Origin of the sequence: Bradyrhizobium sp. 141, from assembly GCF_023074055.1 — a bacterium.
Classification (GTDB): Bacteria; Pseudomonadota; Alphaproteobacteria; order Rhizobiales; family Xanthobacteraceae; genus Bradyrhizobium.
Genome location: NZ_JADPKR010000082.1, coordinates 12,760 through 28,905 on the forward strand (window position 1 = coordinate 12,760; position 16,146 = coordinate 28,905).

At 65.1% G+C, this 16,146-nt stretch carries 15 protein-coding genes; 6 read left to right on the top strand and 9 right to left on the bottom strand.

Features of this window, described 5'->3' with window-relative positions; all coding sequences use genetic code 11:
- Window positions 1–343: 343 nt before the first annotated feature.
- The 7 genes from IVA81_RS23440 to IVA81_RS23470 form a co-directional block, all read right to left on the bottom strand.
- Window positions 344–970, bottom strand: a complete 627-nt coding sequence (locus tag IVA81_RS23440) for an isoprenylcysteine carboxylmethyltransferase family protein (protein WP_247322365.1) — start codon at window positions 968–970, stop codon at window positions 344–346.
- A gap of 27 nt (window positions 971–997) precedes the next feature.
- Window positions 998–2,029 (bottom strand): NAD-dependent epimerase/dehydratase family protein, encoded by a 1,032-nt coding sequence (locus IVA81_RS23445; protein ID WP_247322367.1) that lies wholly within the window; start codon window positions 2,027–2,029, stop codon window positions 998–1,000.
- Between the two features lie 28 nt (window positions 2,030–2,057).
- Window positions 2,058–2,576 (bottom strand): Mpo1-like protein, encoded by a 519-nt coding sequence (locus tag IVA81_RS23450; RefSeq protein ID WP_247322369.1) that lies wholly within the window; start codon window positions 2,574–2,576, stop codon window positions 2,058–2,060.
- Between the two features lie 171 nt (window positions 2,577–2,747).
- Window positions 2,748–3,413 carry an OmpA family protein gene (locus IVA81_RS23455; RefSeq protein ID WP_247322371.1) on the bottom strand — a complete coding sequence of 222 codons (666 nt, stop codon included), beginning with the start codon at window positions 3,411–3,413 and terminating at the stop codon, window positions 2,748–2,750.
- Window positions 3,413–3,829, bottom strand: coding sequence for a hypothetical protein (locus IVA81_RS23460; RefSeq protein ID WP_247322373.1), 417 nt, complete (start codon window positions 3,827–3,829; stop codon window positions 3,413–3,415). Before IVA81_RS23460 ends, IVA81_RS23455 begins: the two co-directional genes overlap by 1 nt.
- An 87-nt stretch (window positions 3,830–3,916) precedes the next feature.
- On the bottom strand, window positions 3,917–4,207 hold the full coding sequence (locus tag IVA81_RS23465; RefSeq protein WP_247322375.1) for a type II toxin-antitoxin system HicB family antitoxin: 291 nt from the start codon (window positions 4,205–4,207) through the stop codon (window positions 3,917–3,919).
- A gap of 8 nt (window positions 4,208–4,215) precedes the next feature.
- The gene (locus IVA81_RS23470; RefSeq protein ID WP_247322377.1) at window positions 4,216–6,816 is read right to left on the bottom strand and encodes a UvrD-helicase domain-containing protein; all 2,601 of its coding nucleotides are present in this window, start codon (window positions 6,814–6,816) and stop codon (window positions 4,216–4,218) included.
- A 238-nt stretch (window positions 6,817–7,054) separates the two neighbouring features.
- Between IVA81_RS23470 and IVA81_RS23475 the strand changes: the two genes are divergently transcribed.
- On the top strand, window positions 7,055–7,228 hold the full coding sequence (locus IVA81_RS23475) for a DUF1328 domain-containing protein (RefSeq protein ID WP_008556598.1): 174 nt from the start codon (window positions 7,055–7,057) through the stop codon (window positions 7,226–7,228).
- Window positions 7,229–7,290: 62 nt separating this feature from the next.
- Here the strand turns inward: IVA81_RS23475 and IVA81_RS23480 are convergent, their stop codons facing one another.
- Window positions 7,291–7,797, bottom strand: coding sequence for a thioesterase family protein (locus IVA81_RS23480; RefSeq protein WP_247322379.1), 507 nt, complete (start codon window positions 7,795–7,797; stop codon window positions 7,291–7,293).
- An 85-nt stretch (window positions 7,798–7,882) separates the two neighbouring features.
- Between IVA81_RS23480 and IVA81_RS23485 the strand changes: the two genes are divergently transcribed.
- The 3 genes from IVA81_RS23485 to IVA81_RS23495 all read left to right on the top strand — a co-directional run bounded on the left by IVA81_RS23485 (window position 7,883) and on the right by IVA81_RS23495 (window position 11,134).
- Window positions 7,883–9,307, top strand: a complete 1,425-nt coding sequence (locus IVA81_RS23485) for an FAD-linked oxidase C-terminal domain-containing protein (protein WP_247322381.1) — start codon at window positions 7,883–7,885, stop codon at window positions 9,305–9,307.
- Between the two features lie 99 nt (window positions 9,308–9,406).
- Entirely contained in the window at window positions 9,407–10,714 is a 1,308-nt protein-coding gene (locus IVA81_RS23490) for a Spy/CpxP family protein refolding chaperone (protein WP_247322383.1), read from the top strand.
- A 54-nt stretch (window positions 10,715–10,768) separates the two neighbouring features.
- A complete protein-coding gene (locus IVA81_RS23495) occupies window positions 10,769–11,134 on the top strand; it encodes a hypothetical protein (RefSeq protein WP_247322385.1) in 366 nt (121 codons plus the stop codon).
- Between the two features lie 182 nt (window positions 11,135–11,316).
- Here IVA81_RS23495 and IVA81_RS23500 read toward each other — a convergent pair whose 3' ends face one another.
- Window positions 11,317–12,804 carry a caspase family protein gene (locus IVA81_RS23500; protein ID WP_247322386.1) on the bottom strand — a complete coding sequence of 496 codons (1,488 nt, stop codon included), beginning with the start codon at window positions 12,802–12,804 and terminating at the stop codon, window positions 11,317–11,319.
- A 428-nt stretch (window positions 12,805–13,232) separates the two neighbouring features.
- Between IVA81_RS23500 and IVA81_RS23505 the strand changes: the two genes are divergently transcribed.
- The gene (locus IVA81_RS23505) at window positions 13,233–14,264 is read left to right on the top strand and encodes a TRAP transporter substrate-binding protein (protein ID WP_247322388.1); all 1,032 of its coding nucleotides are present in this window, start codon (window positions 13,233–13,235) and stop codon (window positions 14,262–14,264) included.
- A gap of 1 nt (window position 14,265) precedes the next feature.
- Entirely contained in the window at window positions 14,266–16,140 is a 1,875-nt protein-coding gene (locus IVA81_RS23510; RefSeq protein WP_247322391.1) for a TRAP transporter large permease subunit, read from the top strand.
- The last annotated feature ends 6 nt before the right edge of the window (window positions 16,141–16,146 follow it).

Consider the following 16,146-nt stretch of genomic DNA (forward strand, 5'->3'; position numbering starts at 1 on the left):
GACCTCTCCAGATCCACGATGGATGTCGTCGTGCCTCTTTGCGCGCGCATCCAACTGGTTGGCGGTAAAAAGGTCAACATGTGCCGGCCTGTATCGGGCCGTTTATGGCCTGCGCAATGGCGTCACGCCGAATTTGCATGGCAAGGATGCGGCTCTGTCACCGTCATCCTGAGGTGGCCGCTCCTTCAGCGGCCCTCGAAGGATGTACGGCCCGGCTGCATCTCGGCCGTACATCCTTCGAGGCTCGGCTCGCGATGCGTTCGCATCGCAAACCTCGCACCTCAGGATGACGGGACTAACAGCAGCGTTGCGCGGAGAAAGGGGTAGAGGGAAGAGGCGCGCCTCACCGCGGCGACAGGAACGGGATGATCATCGGAACGCGGCGGCAATAGGCGCCGTAGGCGTCTTCGCCGAGCTCCTTGGACAGGAACACCTCTTCCATCCGGCCCTTCTGCCACATGCCGAGCGAGATCAGGATCGCACCAAGGATCGTCGTGACGAGGCCGATCGCGATGCCGGTCACGAGCATGCCGAAGATCAGACCGGTGTAGATCGGGTGACGCACGACGCCGTAGGGGCCGGTGTCGATGACGCGATGATCTTCCTTGTGGGTGATGGTGTTGGACCAGAACTTTCCGAGGTGCAGCCGGCCCCACCAGGCGAAGGCGATGCCGGCGGCCGAGAGGACCGCGGCGATGGTGATGCCGGTGTTGCCGAGCACCCAGAGCGGCTTCCAGCCCATGAGCTGTGCAACCCACGGCGTGTACAGGATGCCGCCGACCAGGATCGGCAGGCGATAGCGCTGCGACTCCAGCGTCATGACCTGCTTCTTGGTCTGTCCCTGCCAGAACGATGCGCCAACCCAGCTGGCGAGAAAGGCAAGCCAGATCAGGGCGAGGAGTTCGGTCGGCCAGGTCGTGGTCCAGCCACCCCAGGCGACAGAGAGAAGCTTGCTGAAATCGAAGGACATGAAGGTTCTTTGCGTTGGGCGGACAGCTCAGCTCGCGCGCGAGGAGAGCGCGTGATGCTTGATGGCGCCAGAGGCCGGCTGGCCGTTACGGGCGAGCAGATGGGTGATGGTTTCGCGCAGCACTGGCTCGATCGGACGCGGCGAATAGCCGAGCTCGGTGCGTGCCTTGCCGATCGAGAGGTCGCTGGCGGCGAGCGCGATGCGCACGCCCTCGGCGGTGCCGTTGGGCGGCCGGCGCGTGACATGATCGGAGATGTATTCGAGCATGATCGCGGAGAGCTCGGCGATCCTGCCGGGGACGACGACCGGATACTGACGGCGGCCGCTCATCGCCGACATCATCCGCAGGATGTTGCCGAGCGGAACGCAGTCGCCGCCGAGGATGTAGCGCTGGCCGAGGCGGCCGCGCTCCATGGTCAGCACCAGGCCCATGGCCACGTCGCGGACATCGACGAGGTTGACCAGGAAGTTGAGATGCGGCTGCACCTTCTTCTGGAGGAAGTACCATAGCATCGCCGTCGGCGGCGTCAGATTGTGATCGGCGGCGCCGATCGGCATGGTCGGCGTGCCGATCACCAGCGGAAAGCCATTGGCCGCTGCCTTGGCGGCATGTTGTTCGGCGAGCGACTTCGACCGCGTATAGGCGCCCGGCATCGCGTCGGCCGGCTGCAGCGCCTCTTCAGCGGGAACGCCATTGAGGTCGGAATAGGGGAACAGGATCGATTCCGTCGAGCAATGCAAAAAGCGGGACACGCCGCGCTTCATTGCAGCCGCGAGCACGATTTCGGTGCCGCGACAGTTGACGTCGTGAAAGTCCTGTTTGTTGGCGACCCACATGCCGGGCAGTCCGGCGAGGTGATAGACCTGATCGACCCCGGAGATCGCAGCATCGACCGCGGCGCTGTCCAGCACCGAGCCGTGGACATGTTCAACGTCCGCGTTCGCCGCGGCCGGCGGACGGACATCGAGCACACGCACCCGCTGCCCACGGGCGCGGAGCACTTCTACGAGATGATGTCCGATGAAGCCACTGCCACCGGTAACCAGTACGAGAGCCATGCAGAAGGTTGCTGTTTCGCTTCTAGAGCTATCGGGTTGAAAGAGAATTGGTCGGAAGAGGCGCCAGAATCGCGGCAAGGTCGCGACGGAAGCCCAATGCAATGAATAATTTTGCCATCACGAACATCGGTCCAAGCAAAAGATGCGAAGGAAAAGTGAACAACGAGGCTTCGCGGCCCTCAAAAACCTTGTGGCCGATGGCCTGCGCGGCGAAGCCGAGCGCCACCAGCGCGGCGAAAATCGCCCACATCGTCGCGGTGCCGACTTGCGCCGCAATGGTCGTCGCAACCGAAAACAGCACGATCGAGACGGCCAGAATGCCGATCCCGAGCGCCATGTCGAGCAGCAGCCAATAGATCAGAACCGGCAAGGCCAGGATCACCGCCAGGCTGACATCGAAACCGAACAGCGGAAGCCTGACCAGCGTCAGCGGCAGCACGGCGCCGGTGAACAACAGAAGAATACCCACCACATGCATCGCCGTGTTCCGGGGGTCGCGATGGTACTCGACATAAACGGCAAGTTGGCGCTGAAAATAGCCACCCATTTCGGTCTCATGCAGCACGGGGTTGGGAAGGGCGAACAGAGGCTATAGCACTGGACCGGGCGGTGCACAAACCGGCGCTTTTGTCGCGCAAAACCGTATTGTTGCGCCCCGGGCAGGCTACAAAACGATCAGGACTTCAAAGGGTTCCGTCAGGTGTGAAGCCGCGTTCGCTCAGCGCTTCTTGGCGGGCTTTTTCGCCGCAGGCGCAGGCGCCGCAGCTGGATGCGCCTCTTCAGGCAGCTTGGCATAGGTCAGGATTTGCAACTGGCCGTTGACGGCCGAGGTCGGCTTGGCCCGGTCGAGAAACTGCTCCTCTCCGAGGCCGATCGGATGCAGCCGCTTGGTCGAGATCTTGAACGTGTTCACCAGCACGTCGCGGATCGCGTCGGCGCGGCGCTGGCTCAGGATCGCGTTGGCCTCGCGCGTCTTCGAATTGGATTCGACGTGACCGACGATCAGGAACGTGTAGGGCAGCAGCGAGGAATGAACCATCGCGTCGGCGATGCGGCCGACGGTTTGGTAGGAGGCCGGCTGGATGATCGGCGTGTCGGCATCGAACTGGATCTGCGCGTTGAAGGCGGGCAGCTTGGCGAGGTCAGGCGCGATCGGCGGCCGGTTCACCGGGCCCGGATCGTTCTTGATCCTGGCCTTGGCACGCTCCATCACCTGCTGCTTCAGCGCGGGAAGATCGACCTCGGCGGCTTCTTCGAAGTGGTTGAGCTTGCCGACGATGTCGTCGCGGGTCGGCGCCGCCGTCTGCGCGCGTGCAGCGCCCGCGAGCAGAGCGAAGCCCAGCGCGATGCCTAGTCCGGCAGTGGAGAGCCTGTTGGCGCGCATCAGCGATACCCCGCGTCGTCGACCGCCTTCAGGCAATTGTTGCTGATGCCCTTGGGCGTCGAGACCAGGCAGGGGATCGACTTGCTGGTCTCCTTGGTCGAGCCGCCGCAGACCTTGACGATCTCGCGCTGGCAGGCGTTCGCCACCGTGACGCGCGCGGCGACTCGCTTCTGGATGGCGTCGAAGGCACCGAGATAGTCGCTCGCGCATTGCGGAGACAGCACGTCGCGGTTGCGCGACAGGCACTCCTTCAGGCGGGTCGAGTCCGGGTTGACGCCGCGGCAATTGGCGACGATCTCCGCACCGCAGCTCTTGGCCAAGAGCCCGATCGAATCGCCGAAGCTCATGGTCTCCGCCGCGCTGAGCGACGGCATCCCCAATGCAAGCACGATCAGTGTGACGGAGCCCCGGACCATGGCTGCATCTGATACGGGGAAGTTCGTGATGGTCAAGGGGCGTTCGGACCAGAACTGTCGAGAGTTGCGCAGTGCGGCGAACAGTCCTCACTCCGTGGCGTCAGTAACGGGCGGCCATTCGATCAGGGCGACCGTGTGGTTTCTGAGGTCGTCGGCCACGCCAGGGTCGGCCTTGAGCTGGTCCAACGTCCGCGGCGGGGGAAGCTGGCGGCCGTCCTCAATCAGTTCCTGCGCATAGAACGCGAGCGCCTCGGGCGCGCTCTCCAGGGCCTCGTCGACGTCGTCGCCGCCGGAAATGCAGCCCGGCAGGTCGGGAAACCACAAGCTGACAGCTTCGTCCGGGCCGGCGTCCTCGATGATGGCGATGTAGTGAGCCACGACGGGCCTCACGCCCGCTGCACGAAACTGTCCACGACTTTCTTCTCGCCGGCCTTGTCGAAATGGATGGTGAGCTTGTTGCCGTCGATCTTGGTGACGTGGCCGTAGCCGAATTTCTGGTGGAAGACGCGGTCTTCGAGCGAGAACTCCGAGGTAGTGCCGGTGGATTTGGCGACCAGCTCGCCCTCGATCGTCAGGGGACCGCGACGGCGCGAGGAGAAGCTGCCGAAATCGGGGCCCGATGACGAGGAGGAGGAGAACGTCGCGGCTTCTTCCTCGAAGCCGCCGCTTCGGCCGCCGCCGCGATTGCGGTTGGCCTGGGCGCGCTGCCAGCCCGGGGTCGAATAGGTGGAGCCGAACGCCTCCATGTCGTCGAAGCGGGAGGCGCCGTAGCCGCCGGTGCCGCCCCAGGCCGAGCCGCCCTTGGATTCGGTGATCTCGACGTTTGCCGCCGGCAGTTCGTCGAGGAAGCGCGAGGGGATCGTGGTCGACCAGGTGCCATGGATCATGCGATTGGTCGCGAAATAGATTTTGGCGCGGCGGCGGGCGCGGGTCAGGCCGACATGGCCGAGGCGGCGCTCCTCCTCGAGCCCCGCGCGGCCCTGTTCGTCCAGCGTGCGCTGGCTTGGGAACAGGCCTTCCTCCCAGCCGGGTAGGAACACGTTGTCGAATTCGAGGCCCTTGGCCGAGTGCAATGTCATCAGTGACACCGCGTCCTCGTCGGCCCCGCCGTCGCGGTCCATCACCAGCGAGATGTGCTCGAGAAATCCTTGCAGGTTCTCGAACTCCTCCATCGAGCGCACGAGTTCTTTCAGGTTCTCGAGCCGGCCCGCGGCATCGGCGGAGCGATCCTTCTGCCACATCTCGGTATAGCCGCTCTCGTCGAGCACGATCTGGGCAAGATCCGTATGCGTCGTGACCTCACGCTGGGCGCGCCAGCGGTCGAATTGGGTAATGACCTCACGCAGCGAGCCGCGTGCCTTCGGCTTTAGCTCGTCGGTCTCGACCACCGCGCGAGCCGCTTCGAACAGGGGAATACGGCGCTTGCGGGCGTGGTCGTGCAGCATCTGCATGGTGGCTTCGCCCAGGCCGCGCTTGGGCACATTGATGATGCGCTCGAAGGCGAGATCGTCGGCGGGCGAGTTGATGACGCGCAAGTACGCCAGCGCATCGCGGATTTCGGCGCGCTCGTAGAAGCGCGGGCCGCCGATGACGCGATAGGGCAGGTCGAGCGTGACGAAGCGTTCTTCGAATTCGCGCATCTGGTAAGAGGCGCGCACGAGAATGGCGATTTCGTTGAGTTTGTCGCCCTGGCGCTGGATCTGCTCGATCTCCTCGCCGATGCCGCGAGCTTCCTCTTTCGAATCCCAGCAGCCCGTGACGGTAACCTTCTCGCCGTCCTGGTCCTCGGTACGCAGCGTCTTGCCGAGCCGGCCTTCGTTGTGGGCGATCAGATGCGAGGCGGCGGCGAGGATGTGGCCGGTCGAGCGGTAGTTGCGCTCGAGGCGAATGACCTTGGCGCCGGGGAAATCGTGGTCGAAGCGCAGGATGTTGTCGACCTCGGCGCCGCGCCAGCCATAGATCGACTGGTCGTCGTCGCCGACGCAGCAGATGTTTTTGGTGGGGGACGCAGCAGCAGCCGCGATCGCCGCGCGCTCCGTCATTCCGGGATGCGCCGCAGGCGCAGACCCGGAATCTGGAGCTGAGGACCCATCTCCAGATTCTCCGACGCGCGATTGCGCGTCGTAGTTCGCGTCTTCGACGCGCCCCGGAATGACAGCTTTGGTGGTCGCCGGCGCCTGCGACAGCAGCCGCAGCCACAGATATTGCGCGACGTTGGTGTCCTGATATTCGTCGACCAGGATATATTTGAAGCGCTGCTGGTACTGCCGCAGGATGTCCGGGTGCTCGCGGAAGATGCGGATGTCCTCGAGCAGCAGATCGCCGAAATCGGCGGCATTCAGAATCTTCAGCCGCTCCTGGTAGCTCGCGTAGAGCTTGCCGCCCTTGCCGTTGGCGAAGACGGCGGCTTCGCCCGACGGCACCTGCGACGGCGTCAGGCCGCGGTTCTTCCAGCCGTCGATCAGGCCGGCGAGCATGCGCGCCGGCCAGCGCTTGTCGTCGATGTTGTCGGCTTGCAGCAGCTGCTTGAGCAGACGAACCTGATCATCGGTGTCGAGCACGGTGAAGTTCGACTTGAGCTGCGCCAGCTCGGCATGGGTGCGCAGGATGCGGCCGCCGATGGAATGGAAGGTGCCGAGCCACGGCATGCCCTCGACGGCGTGGCCGAGCATCTGGCCGAGCCGGTGCTTCATCTCGCGCGCGGCCTTGTTGGTGAAGGTCACCGACAGGATCTCGGCGGGACGGGCGCGGCCCTGGCTCAGGATATGGGCGATACGCGTCGTCAGCACGCGGGTCTTGCCGGTGCCGGCGCCGGCCAGCACCAGGACCGGGCCGTCGAGCGTCTCCACCGCCTCGCGCTGCTCCGGATTGAGGCCGGAGAGGTATTTCGGGCCCACGGAGGCGCGCGCACGCGCGGCGATGCCGCCGGCTGCGGGCTGGTGGTCGGGTACGCCAGTGATCTTGCTCGGCTCGGTCATGCGAATCATCGGCCCCACGATGGCACCGCGGGGTGGCGGAAGGGAGCCTTCTTAACAGGGATTGGTGGCTATATGGGGCGGCCGAACGAGGTTTTCCACGTGCGCGGCAAGTCAATTTGTTCCTGCGGGCCCTGCGAATTTCCACCCTGTGGCGTCCGGAACCATCGTTCCCGCGTCGAGATTGTCTGGGCAGGTGGCGCGGCCAGCCGCGCTAGACGCAGACAGACATCAAGACGAGGGTTTGACCATGCTTGGCTGGGTTGTGACGTTTCTGGTTATCGCACTGATCGCCGGCATTCTCGGCTTCGGCGGCATCGCCGGCGCTTCGATCGAGATCGCCAAGATCATCTTCTTCATCGCGGTCGTTCTGTTCCTGGTCTCGGCCGTTGTCGGCTTGGCGCGCGGCCGCAACAGGATATAGCGCGGTCTGATTTGGTGCATGATCTGCCGGAAAACCGCTTCACACTTTTTCCGGATCGTGCACTACCGCTTCGAGGGCATCGCTACGTTCCGGCCGATGCCCTCGGGCCGCGGTACGGCGCTGTGGGCCCTTGTCACCGCAGCGATACGCTCACGGATATCGGGCGGCAACGGCGCGACGCGCCGCGCATTCATGTCCATGTGCAGCGACATGTTCTCGGACGTCGCCGATAGCCAGCCTTCACTGGCATGCCGCATCTCCTCGAACGTGTGCAGCCGCTTGTCGTCGGCCTCCAGCAACCAGACGAAGATCTGCACGGGATCGCCGAGGTGGATTTCGCGCAAATAGCGCACGTGGCACTCGGCGGTGAAGCTCGAGCCGCCTCGCTCCTTCATGTAGGCCGGCCCCATCCCGAGCTCGAGCCAGAGCTGGTCGATCGCGCGGTCGAACATCACGTTGTAATAGGCCATGTTGAGATGGCCGTTATAGTCGATCCATTGCGGCTCGATCTGCATGATCGCGGCGCGGAACGGCTCCGCTTGGGGCGCTGAGGCGGCAGTCTCCGGCATATGTTCTTCCCTAGCCATGCGTCCGGTCGCTTGACTTGACCGGTTTTATGTCCTTTGCCACGGTTCTTCTTTCGGGAGGAATTCCGTGGGCACCACCATCACCAATAATCCGCCGCGGCCGGAGCCGAAAGCCCTTGCGAGCGCGCTGGAACAGCTTGCCGCACGCTTCGGCAACCGCCTCATCACCTCGCAGGCCGTCCGCGAACAGCACGGCCATACCACCACCTGGCTCCCCAACCAGCCGCCCGATGGGGTGGTGATGGCGCAGGAGACCGCCGACATCCAGGACGTGGTGCGGATCTGCGCCAAAAATCGCGTCCCCGTCATTCCCTTCGGCACCGGCACCTCGCTCGAAGGCCAGGTCAACGCACCCGCCGGCGGCATCTCGATCGACTTGCGCGACATGAACAAGGTGCTGGCGGTGCACGCCGAGGACCTCGACTGCGTGATCCAGCCCGGCGTCACCCGCAAGGCGCTCAACGAGCATCTGCGCGACCAGGGCCTGTTCTTTCCGATCGATCCCGGCGCGGATGCCTCGCTCGGCGGCATGGCCTCGACCCGCGCCTCCGGCACCAATGCGGTGCGCTACGGCACCATCCGCGAGAGCGTGCTGGCGCTGAAGGTGGTACGCGGCGACGGCGAGATTATCACGACAGGCACGCGCGCGAAGAAGTCCTCCGCGGGCTACGACCTGACGCATCTGTTCGTCGGCGCCGAAGGCACGCTCGGCATCATCTCGGAGCTGACCATCCGTCTGCGCGGCATCCCCGAGACGATCGCGGCCGGCGCGGTGTCGTTCGAGAGCGTCCACGGGGCCTGTCAGGCCGTCATCCTGGCGATCCAGACCGGCATTCCCGTGGCGCGCATCGAGTTGCTCAATGCCGCGCAGGTGCAGGCCTGCAACGCCTATTCGAAGCTGACCTTGCCGGAGACACCGCTGCTGCTGATGGAATTCCACGGCAGTGAGATCGAAGTCGCCGAGCAGTCCAAGGCCTTCGGCGAGATCGCGAAGGACTGCGGCGGCGGTGATTTCTCCTGGACCACCAAGCCGGAGGACCGCACCAAACTGTGGCAGGCGCGGCACGACGCCTATTGGTCGGTAAAGGCGCTGCGTCCCGGTGACAGCATCGGCGTCGTCGCGACCGACGTCTGCGTGCCGATCTCGCGGCTCGCCGAGTGCGTCAGCGAGACCGAGGAGGATCTGAGGCGCCTCAATCTGTTGTCGCCGATCGTCGGCCATGTCGGCGACGGCAATTTCCACTGCTCGCTGGTCTGCGACACCAACGATGCCGGTGAGATGGCGCGCGGCGAGGAGTTCATGCACCGCCTGGTCGAGCGCGCGCAGGCGATGGACGGCACCTGCACCGGCGAGCACGGCATCGGCCAGGGCAAGCAGAAATATCTCCGGGCGGAACTCGGCCCTGAAGCGCTGGATGCGATGCGGGCGCTCAAAAAGGCGCTCGACCCGCTTAATATCTTCAACCCCGGCAAGATCGTACCGGAGGCCTAGCGCCCACGGAACTCGGACCGGGAACTTTCGGCAATCCTGTCGGTTCCCATCCCGCCAAGTTCCGATGCCTCAATGGCAGGGCTTTGGCGGGAGGGTGCGATGGTGCGACCGGTCATAGGAATAGCCGCGGTGGCATTTGCCTGCATGCTGGCGGGCGCTGCGCTGGCGAAGGGCGGGCATGGTGGTGGCCATGGGGGTGGACATGGCGGCGGCCATGGTGGCGGACATGGCGGCGGCCATCACGGCGGCGGACATTTCCGTGGCCACGGCGGTGGGCATGTGCATGGGGGAGGACATCATCGCGGCATGCGGTTCACGGCCGGTGCCCGGCGCGGCGGGCCCAACTTCGGTCAGATCCGCAACGCGGCGATCCGCCCCGCGAGCTTCCGCAATGCCCTGAACTCCAGCGCATTCCGTAATGGCCGGCTGATCAGTAATCCGGCGGCGCGCGCGCAGCTCGTGGCCGCGGCCGCACTGGCCGGCTGGAGCGGCGCAAGCAGCGGATGGTGGCAACATGCGGGTGGCGGCTACGGCTGGGTCGGGCCGCTGTTCTGGCCGTTCGCCTACAACGACCTCTACGACTACACGATCTGGGGCGACGGGCTCGGCTTCTGGGGTTACGGCTATCCGGACATCTATGCCGGCATATTCGGCCCCTATGGCTATGATCGCCTGTCGGCCTATCTGCCGCAGCAGCCGCAGGGACGGCGGCGGGCCCGTAGCGCGCCGCTCGAACAGCTCTGCGGCAGCGACCGCCGTGCCATCGTTGGCCTGCCGATCGACCAGATCGCATCCGCTGTGCAGCCGACGGATATGCAGGGCGCCGCTCTCGATGCGCTCGGCAACGCCTCGATCGACGCCGCGGCGCTGATCCGCACGTCCTGCCCGACGCAGCCCGCAGCGACGGCCCCCGGCCGGCTCGCGGCGATGCAGCTGCGCGTCGAAGCGATGCAGAAGGCCGTCGATCTGGTCCAGCCTGCGCTCGACAAGTTCTATGATTCGCTCACGGACGAACAGAAAGCGCGCTTCAATGCGCTGGCTGACGATCAGCGTCGTGCGACGGCGTCGAACAATGCGAGCCCGTCGGTGCAGACTTGCAGCGCGTCCGCCGCGTTTGATTGGCCCGGCGCCACGATCGAGGAGAGGCTTCGTCCGAACGACACCCAGCGCGCGGCGCTCCAGGTGCTCCAGGATACCAGCGCCAAGGTCAGCGCATCCCTCAAGGCGGCCTGCGAGCCCAACGAGGTGATGACACCGCCGGCACGCATGGCCGCGATCCGCAAACGCCTCGACGTGATGCTGGACGGGATCAAGTCGGTGCGCGCGGCGCTCGATGATTTTTACGCCACGCTGAACGATGAGCAGAAGGCGCAGTTCGAAGCGATCGGGCCGCGCCGCATCTCCTGAACACGCTGCGATTATGCTGCCTTGAAGCTGAACGAGACGCGACCGGGGGACGGGATGAGGTGGTTTGCAAGGCCGCGCTCGGCGGACATCTGGGACGAGCCGGTCCAGGGGCCGATCGGCGACATCGAAGCAGCCGACCGCATCCGCAACATCTGCGCGGAGGCAAGGGCGTGCGCCGAGGTCGCCAGTGCTTCCGCGCAGTCCGGCGAACGCGAACGCTATGAACGCGCGGCACGCGCCGCGATGGAAATCGCGATGAAGATTTCAGACGATCTGATGCGCGACGACGCCGTCCGCCGCATCGTCGATCTCTGCATGAAGGCCGACGACGTCAAGACCGCTCAGATCCTGTCGCGCGCAATCCAGGCCAGCTGGGTTCGCGAGGCCGTGCAGCGCGATTATCCTGCGCTAGCGCAATAGAAACCAGGACTGCAGCATGTGAGAGGCATGCTTTGGGCACCGGCATCTCCACAGCGTCATGGCCGGGCTCGTCCCGGCCATCCACGCCTTGCCACGGGTCCAAAGAGCGTGGATGCCCGGGACAAGCCCGGGCATGACGACCTCGTGTAATCCTCCAATGGGATTATGGACCTGGAAGCGGCTCAGTATCTGCGGTCGCCGCGATAATGGTCGCCGCCGCCGCGGCCGCCCATTCCCATGCCGAGGCCGATACCAACACCGATGCCAATGCCTTGCATGACAGCCTCGGGCGGCGGACCGCGATCCGGCGGTGGCGCGCGCTCGTAGACCACTTGGTCAGACGGCGGGCGACGCTTCGGCGGCGTCTCGACCACCTTGCGCTTGGGCGGCGTGTCGTCGACGCGCTTCTTGATGATGGGCGCGACGCTTGGATTGACCGGCGTTGCCGGCGGTGACGGCGTCGAGCACGGGCAGGTCGGGGCCATTGCGACGGCGACCGGGGCAGGGCTCGCAGCGGCAGCAACGGGCAGGCCATAATTGCGGTTCTGGACCCGAAGCAGCAGCCTGCGTGCGGTTGCAGCGAGGTCGCTGTTGTCCCAATTCGCAAGATAGGCCTCGAACGAGGCGCGGGTGTTGATCGCGGTCGCGCGCTCCCAGGCCAGCATCTGGCGCCGCCGTTCAAGCACCGTGCGGAGGCGCGGCGTACGGGTGTCCTGAGCGTACAGCTCGATATACGCCTGATAGGCCGGCACGGTGTCGTCTGTGATGACGAGTTCATAGGCGACCATGGCCGGCTTGCCCTGCAAGTCCCTGCGCCAGTCCTCGACGCTGCGCGTGCCGCTGGCGAGCGCCATCGAATTTGCGCCCGGAAGGGAAGGCTGCTGGCCGCTGCTCTCGCCGAAGAACCTGAAGTCGGTGGTCAGCGAGGAGCTTTCCCAGGGGATCTGCCGTCCGTCGGTCGATTGCGCGACGGCGACGCGGATGCGCTTGAACACCTCCTCGATCGGAAGGTTCGGTTGCTTGGCGACCGTGAGTGCTGCGGTGGTGTAGGGGCTGTCGATGCCGGAGCCGTCCTCGGCTTCGGCGCCCGGTGAGGTCGAATAGGAGATGAACGAGCCGGGTGCACCGGCCTTGGTGTCGACGATCGCAAGCCCGTGGCCGGCGCCGCTCAGCGCGGGGAATGGATTGTTGCGACAGGCATCGAGCATGAAGATGCGTGCCCGCGTCGGCAGCGCGCCGAGCGTGTTGAGCAGGTCGTTCAGCCGCACGCCCTGGAGCGGAATGTCGGCCTCACGCTTGGGATCGAGATCGACGGGAACGAGATAGTTCTCGCCGTCGATCTGCAGGCCATGGCCGGCATAGAACACCAGCGCCACGGTATCGGCGCCGCTGGCGCTGACCTTGCCGGCGAAATCCGAGATCGCCGCCCGCATCTCGTTCTGCGCCAGATTGGCGGCCGTGGTGACGGTGAAGCCGGCATTGCCGAGCAGCTCGGTCATGCCCTTGGCGTCGTTGGCAGCGTTGGGCAGTTCCGGCACCGTGCGATAGGCGGACTGACCGATCACCAGCGCGAGCCGCGCTTCGGCGGCGGCGTCCGTCGGTACCATCATTTGCGTGAGCGCAAGAAAACCGGATGCAAGCAGCAAATTGGAAAAGGCTGGACGGCGCATGATGTCACCTCCATCGGCAATGCGTGCGATGATGTCACTTTTTCTAGAGGGCCGCCAGAAGTCCGTCTGTGCACTGGATCACGTTCGCCGTGCGGCAAAATGGGGCAGGTGTCTGCCGGACCCGGAAGGGCATCGTTCGGGGCTCATCCATGTGAACTGCGCATTGATCCATGCTCCAATTGGATTGATGCCCGCTTTGCGCGAACGCGCTCCTTGCACGGAGGAGGCTGCAGACTGATCCTCCTCGCAAATCCGCAGGAATTCAGATGGTTTCGTCGCGCTTGCGGACTGCCGCTGCGCGCCTCGCGCAGCTCAGTGACGGCGGCAGCCGCGCTTGCCTGTGGCGTCGCTTTGGCCATACAGTTCACGCAACAGGCTGCGGCAACGACCGCGGCGAACAAAAAAGATAATGTGGGAGAGACCGCACCATGACCATCGTGCCCGTGAACCGTCGCGCGTTCATCAAGTCATCGGCGGCGGTCACCGCCGGTCTCGTCCTCTCCCCCGCCATCATTGGCCGCGCCGAAGCCGCGACGTTGAAGCTGAAATGCTCCTCCTCGCTGCCGAACGATCCCAAATTCGCCAACGGCCGTGTCTACTATGACAATCTGGTCAAGAGCCTGAAGGCGAACGGGCTTGGTGAGCAGATCGAGGTCGCCTTCTTTCCCGACAACCAGCTCGGCCAGGAGATCGACGTCATCAACTCGGTGAAGCTCGGCGTCATCGATCTCATGGTGTCGGGCTCGTCGATCTCGGCCAATCTGGTGCCGCTGGTCGGCACTTTCGATCTCGGCTTCCTGTTCTCGAGCTTTCCGCAGCAGACCAAGGCCTTCGATGCCGGCGCCGCAAAGCCGATCGAAGACGCCCTGCTCAAGGGCGGTAACATCCGCATCATCGCCTGGGCCTATAATTTCGGCTCGCGCAGCGTGCTGGCGAAGAAGCCGGTGAAGACCCCCGAGGATCTCGCCGGCCTCAAGATCCGCACCCTGCCGAACCCCGTCATCACCGAATGCTTGCGCCTGATGGGCGCCGCCGCGACGCCGCTGGCGTTCGGCGAGATCTACACGGCGTTGCAGGCCGGCGTGCTTGACGGCCTGGAGCACGATCCGCCGACGATCCTGGCCAGCAAGTTCTTTGAAACGTCGAAGTCCTACGCGCTGACGCAGCACAATTTCTCGCCGCTCGCGATCTATTTCAGCGACGTGACCTACAATCGCATGGATCCGAAGCTGCGCGAGGGGTTTCTCGATGCCGCCAGGAAGGCCGCGGCCGACACCCGTACCCATGGGCTTGCGGTCGAGAAGGAGGCGCTGGCGGCTTTGACCGAGAAGGGCGTGACGATTGCCGAATGCGATCGCGAGGCCTTTAGGAAGCGCGTGGCACCGCAGACCGAGAACTTCATCAAGGCGCGGCCTGAATCGAAGGCCGTCATCGACATCATCCGCGCGACGCAAGCCTGAGATGACCAAATCTGAGCTGGCGATGACAGCCGCCGTGCCCGTCTCGAGCGGCCGCCGCGGGAGCATCGCCGTGCTGCTGCGTGCCAGCGACACGATTGCGGCCGTCCTGCTCGCCGCCGATCTCGTGGTGGTCTGCGCCTCCGTGCTGCTGCGCTTCTTCTTCAATGCGCCGGTCGAATGGTCGGACGACGTTGCGCGCGGGCTGATGGTCGGCTCGGCCTTCTTCGGGGCGGCGAGTGCGCTCGCGCGCGGCGAGAATGTCGGCGTGTCCTTCTTCCGCGATCTGCTGCCGCTGCGGTTGCGTGCGTTGGTCGATGCCGCGAGCGCCCTGCTGGTCGTGCTGATCTCCGGCTACGTCGCCTACAACGCCATCAAGCTGGGCTCATTGACCGCGGGCCAAACCACCGGCTCCGGCCTGCCGCTGGAGCTGACCTTCTATCCCATGGGCGTCGGCGCGCTGTTCATGACGGTGTTCGCGATCGATCATCTCTGTGCGCGGCCGCTCCCCGACATCGTCAGGGGCCTCGTTGCGATCGTCGTCGTCGCCGGCTTCTATCTCGCCTGGGATTACCTGTCGCCGTCCTCGGTGCCCTCGGCGGGCACGTTGATGCTGATCGGCTTCTTCGCCACCCTGTTCGGCGGCTTGCCGATCGGCTTTGCGCTGGCGCTCGCTGCGCTCATTTTCATCTGGGTCGAGGGCGCGCTGCCCGGCGTCATCTTCGCCCAGCAGATGGCGCGCGGCATCGACAATTTCGTGCTGCTGGCAATTCCTTTCTTCATCCTCGTCGGCTACCTCATGGAAGCCAACGGCATGTCGGTGCGGTTGATCGAGCTGCTGCAGCGCGCCGTGGGCCGCATGCGCGGCGGGCTCAACGTCGTGATGGTCGCTTCCATGGTGCTATTCTCCGGCATCTCCGGCTCGAAGATGGCCGACGTCGCCGCGGTCGGCTCGGTGCTGATTCCGGCGGCGCGCCGCTCCAAGCAGAATCCGGGCGGCGCGGTGGCGCTGCTCGCGGCCTCCGCGGTGATGGCAGAGACCATCCCGCCCTGCATCAACCTGATCATCCTCGGGTTTGTGGCCAATCTGTCGATCGGTGGCCTGTTCGTCGCAGGCCTGCTGCCGTCGGCGCTGATGGCGGCCGTCCTGATCGCGGTGTCCATCATTTTCGGCAAGCGGCCGGCGCAGGTCGAGGAGGTCGAGCCGCAGATGCCGGTGTCGGGCCTGTGGAGCGGCGCGATCGCCTCGTTCGGCCTGATCTTCATGATCTTCTTCGGCTTCAAGAGCGGCTTTGCCACCGCGACCGAAATCTCGGCCTTCGCCGTGGCCTATGCGCTCGTCGTCGGCAGCGTGGTGTTCCGCGAGCTCAGCTTCAAGTCGGCAACACACAGTTTCGTGCAGGCCGCGACGCGCGCGGGTCTCGTGCTGTTCATCGTCGCCGCCGCGCAGTCGCTTGCGTTCACACTGACCTTGCAGCAGGTGCCGCACGCGGTCGGCGATTTCATGCTCGGATTGTCAAAGACCTCAGGCGTCTGGCTGTTCATTCTCTTGGCGATCGCTGTGCTGATCGTGATGGGCTCGGTGCTGGAAGGCGCGGCCGCGCTGATCATCTTCGGGCCGCTGCTGTTGCCGGTCGCGGTGCAGCTCGGCGTCGATCCCCTGCATTTCGGCGTCGTTCTGGTCATCGCGATGGGCATCGGCCTGTTCGCGCCTCCGCTCGGGCTCGGGCTCTACGGCGCCTGTCTGATCGGCAACGTGCCGATCGAGCAGACGGTGAAGCCGATCATGGGCTATCTCGGCCTGTTGTTCCTCTGCCTGCTCGTCATCGCCTTCGTGCCCTGGCTGAGCACCGCGCTGCCGCGGGCATTTGGCTACTGAAGGAGT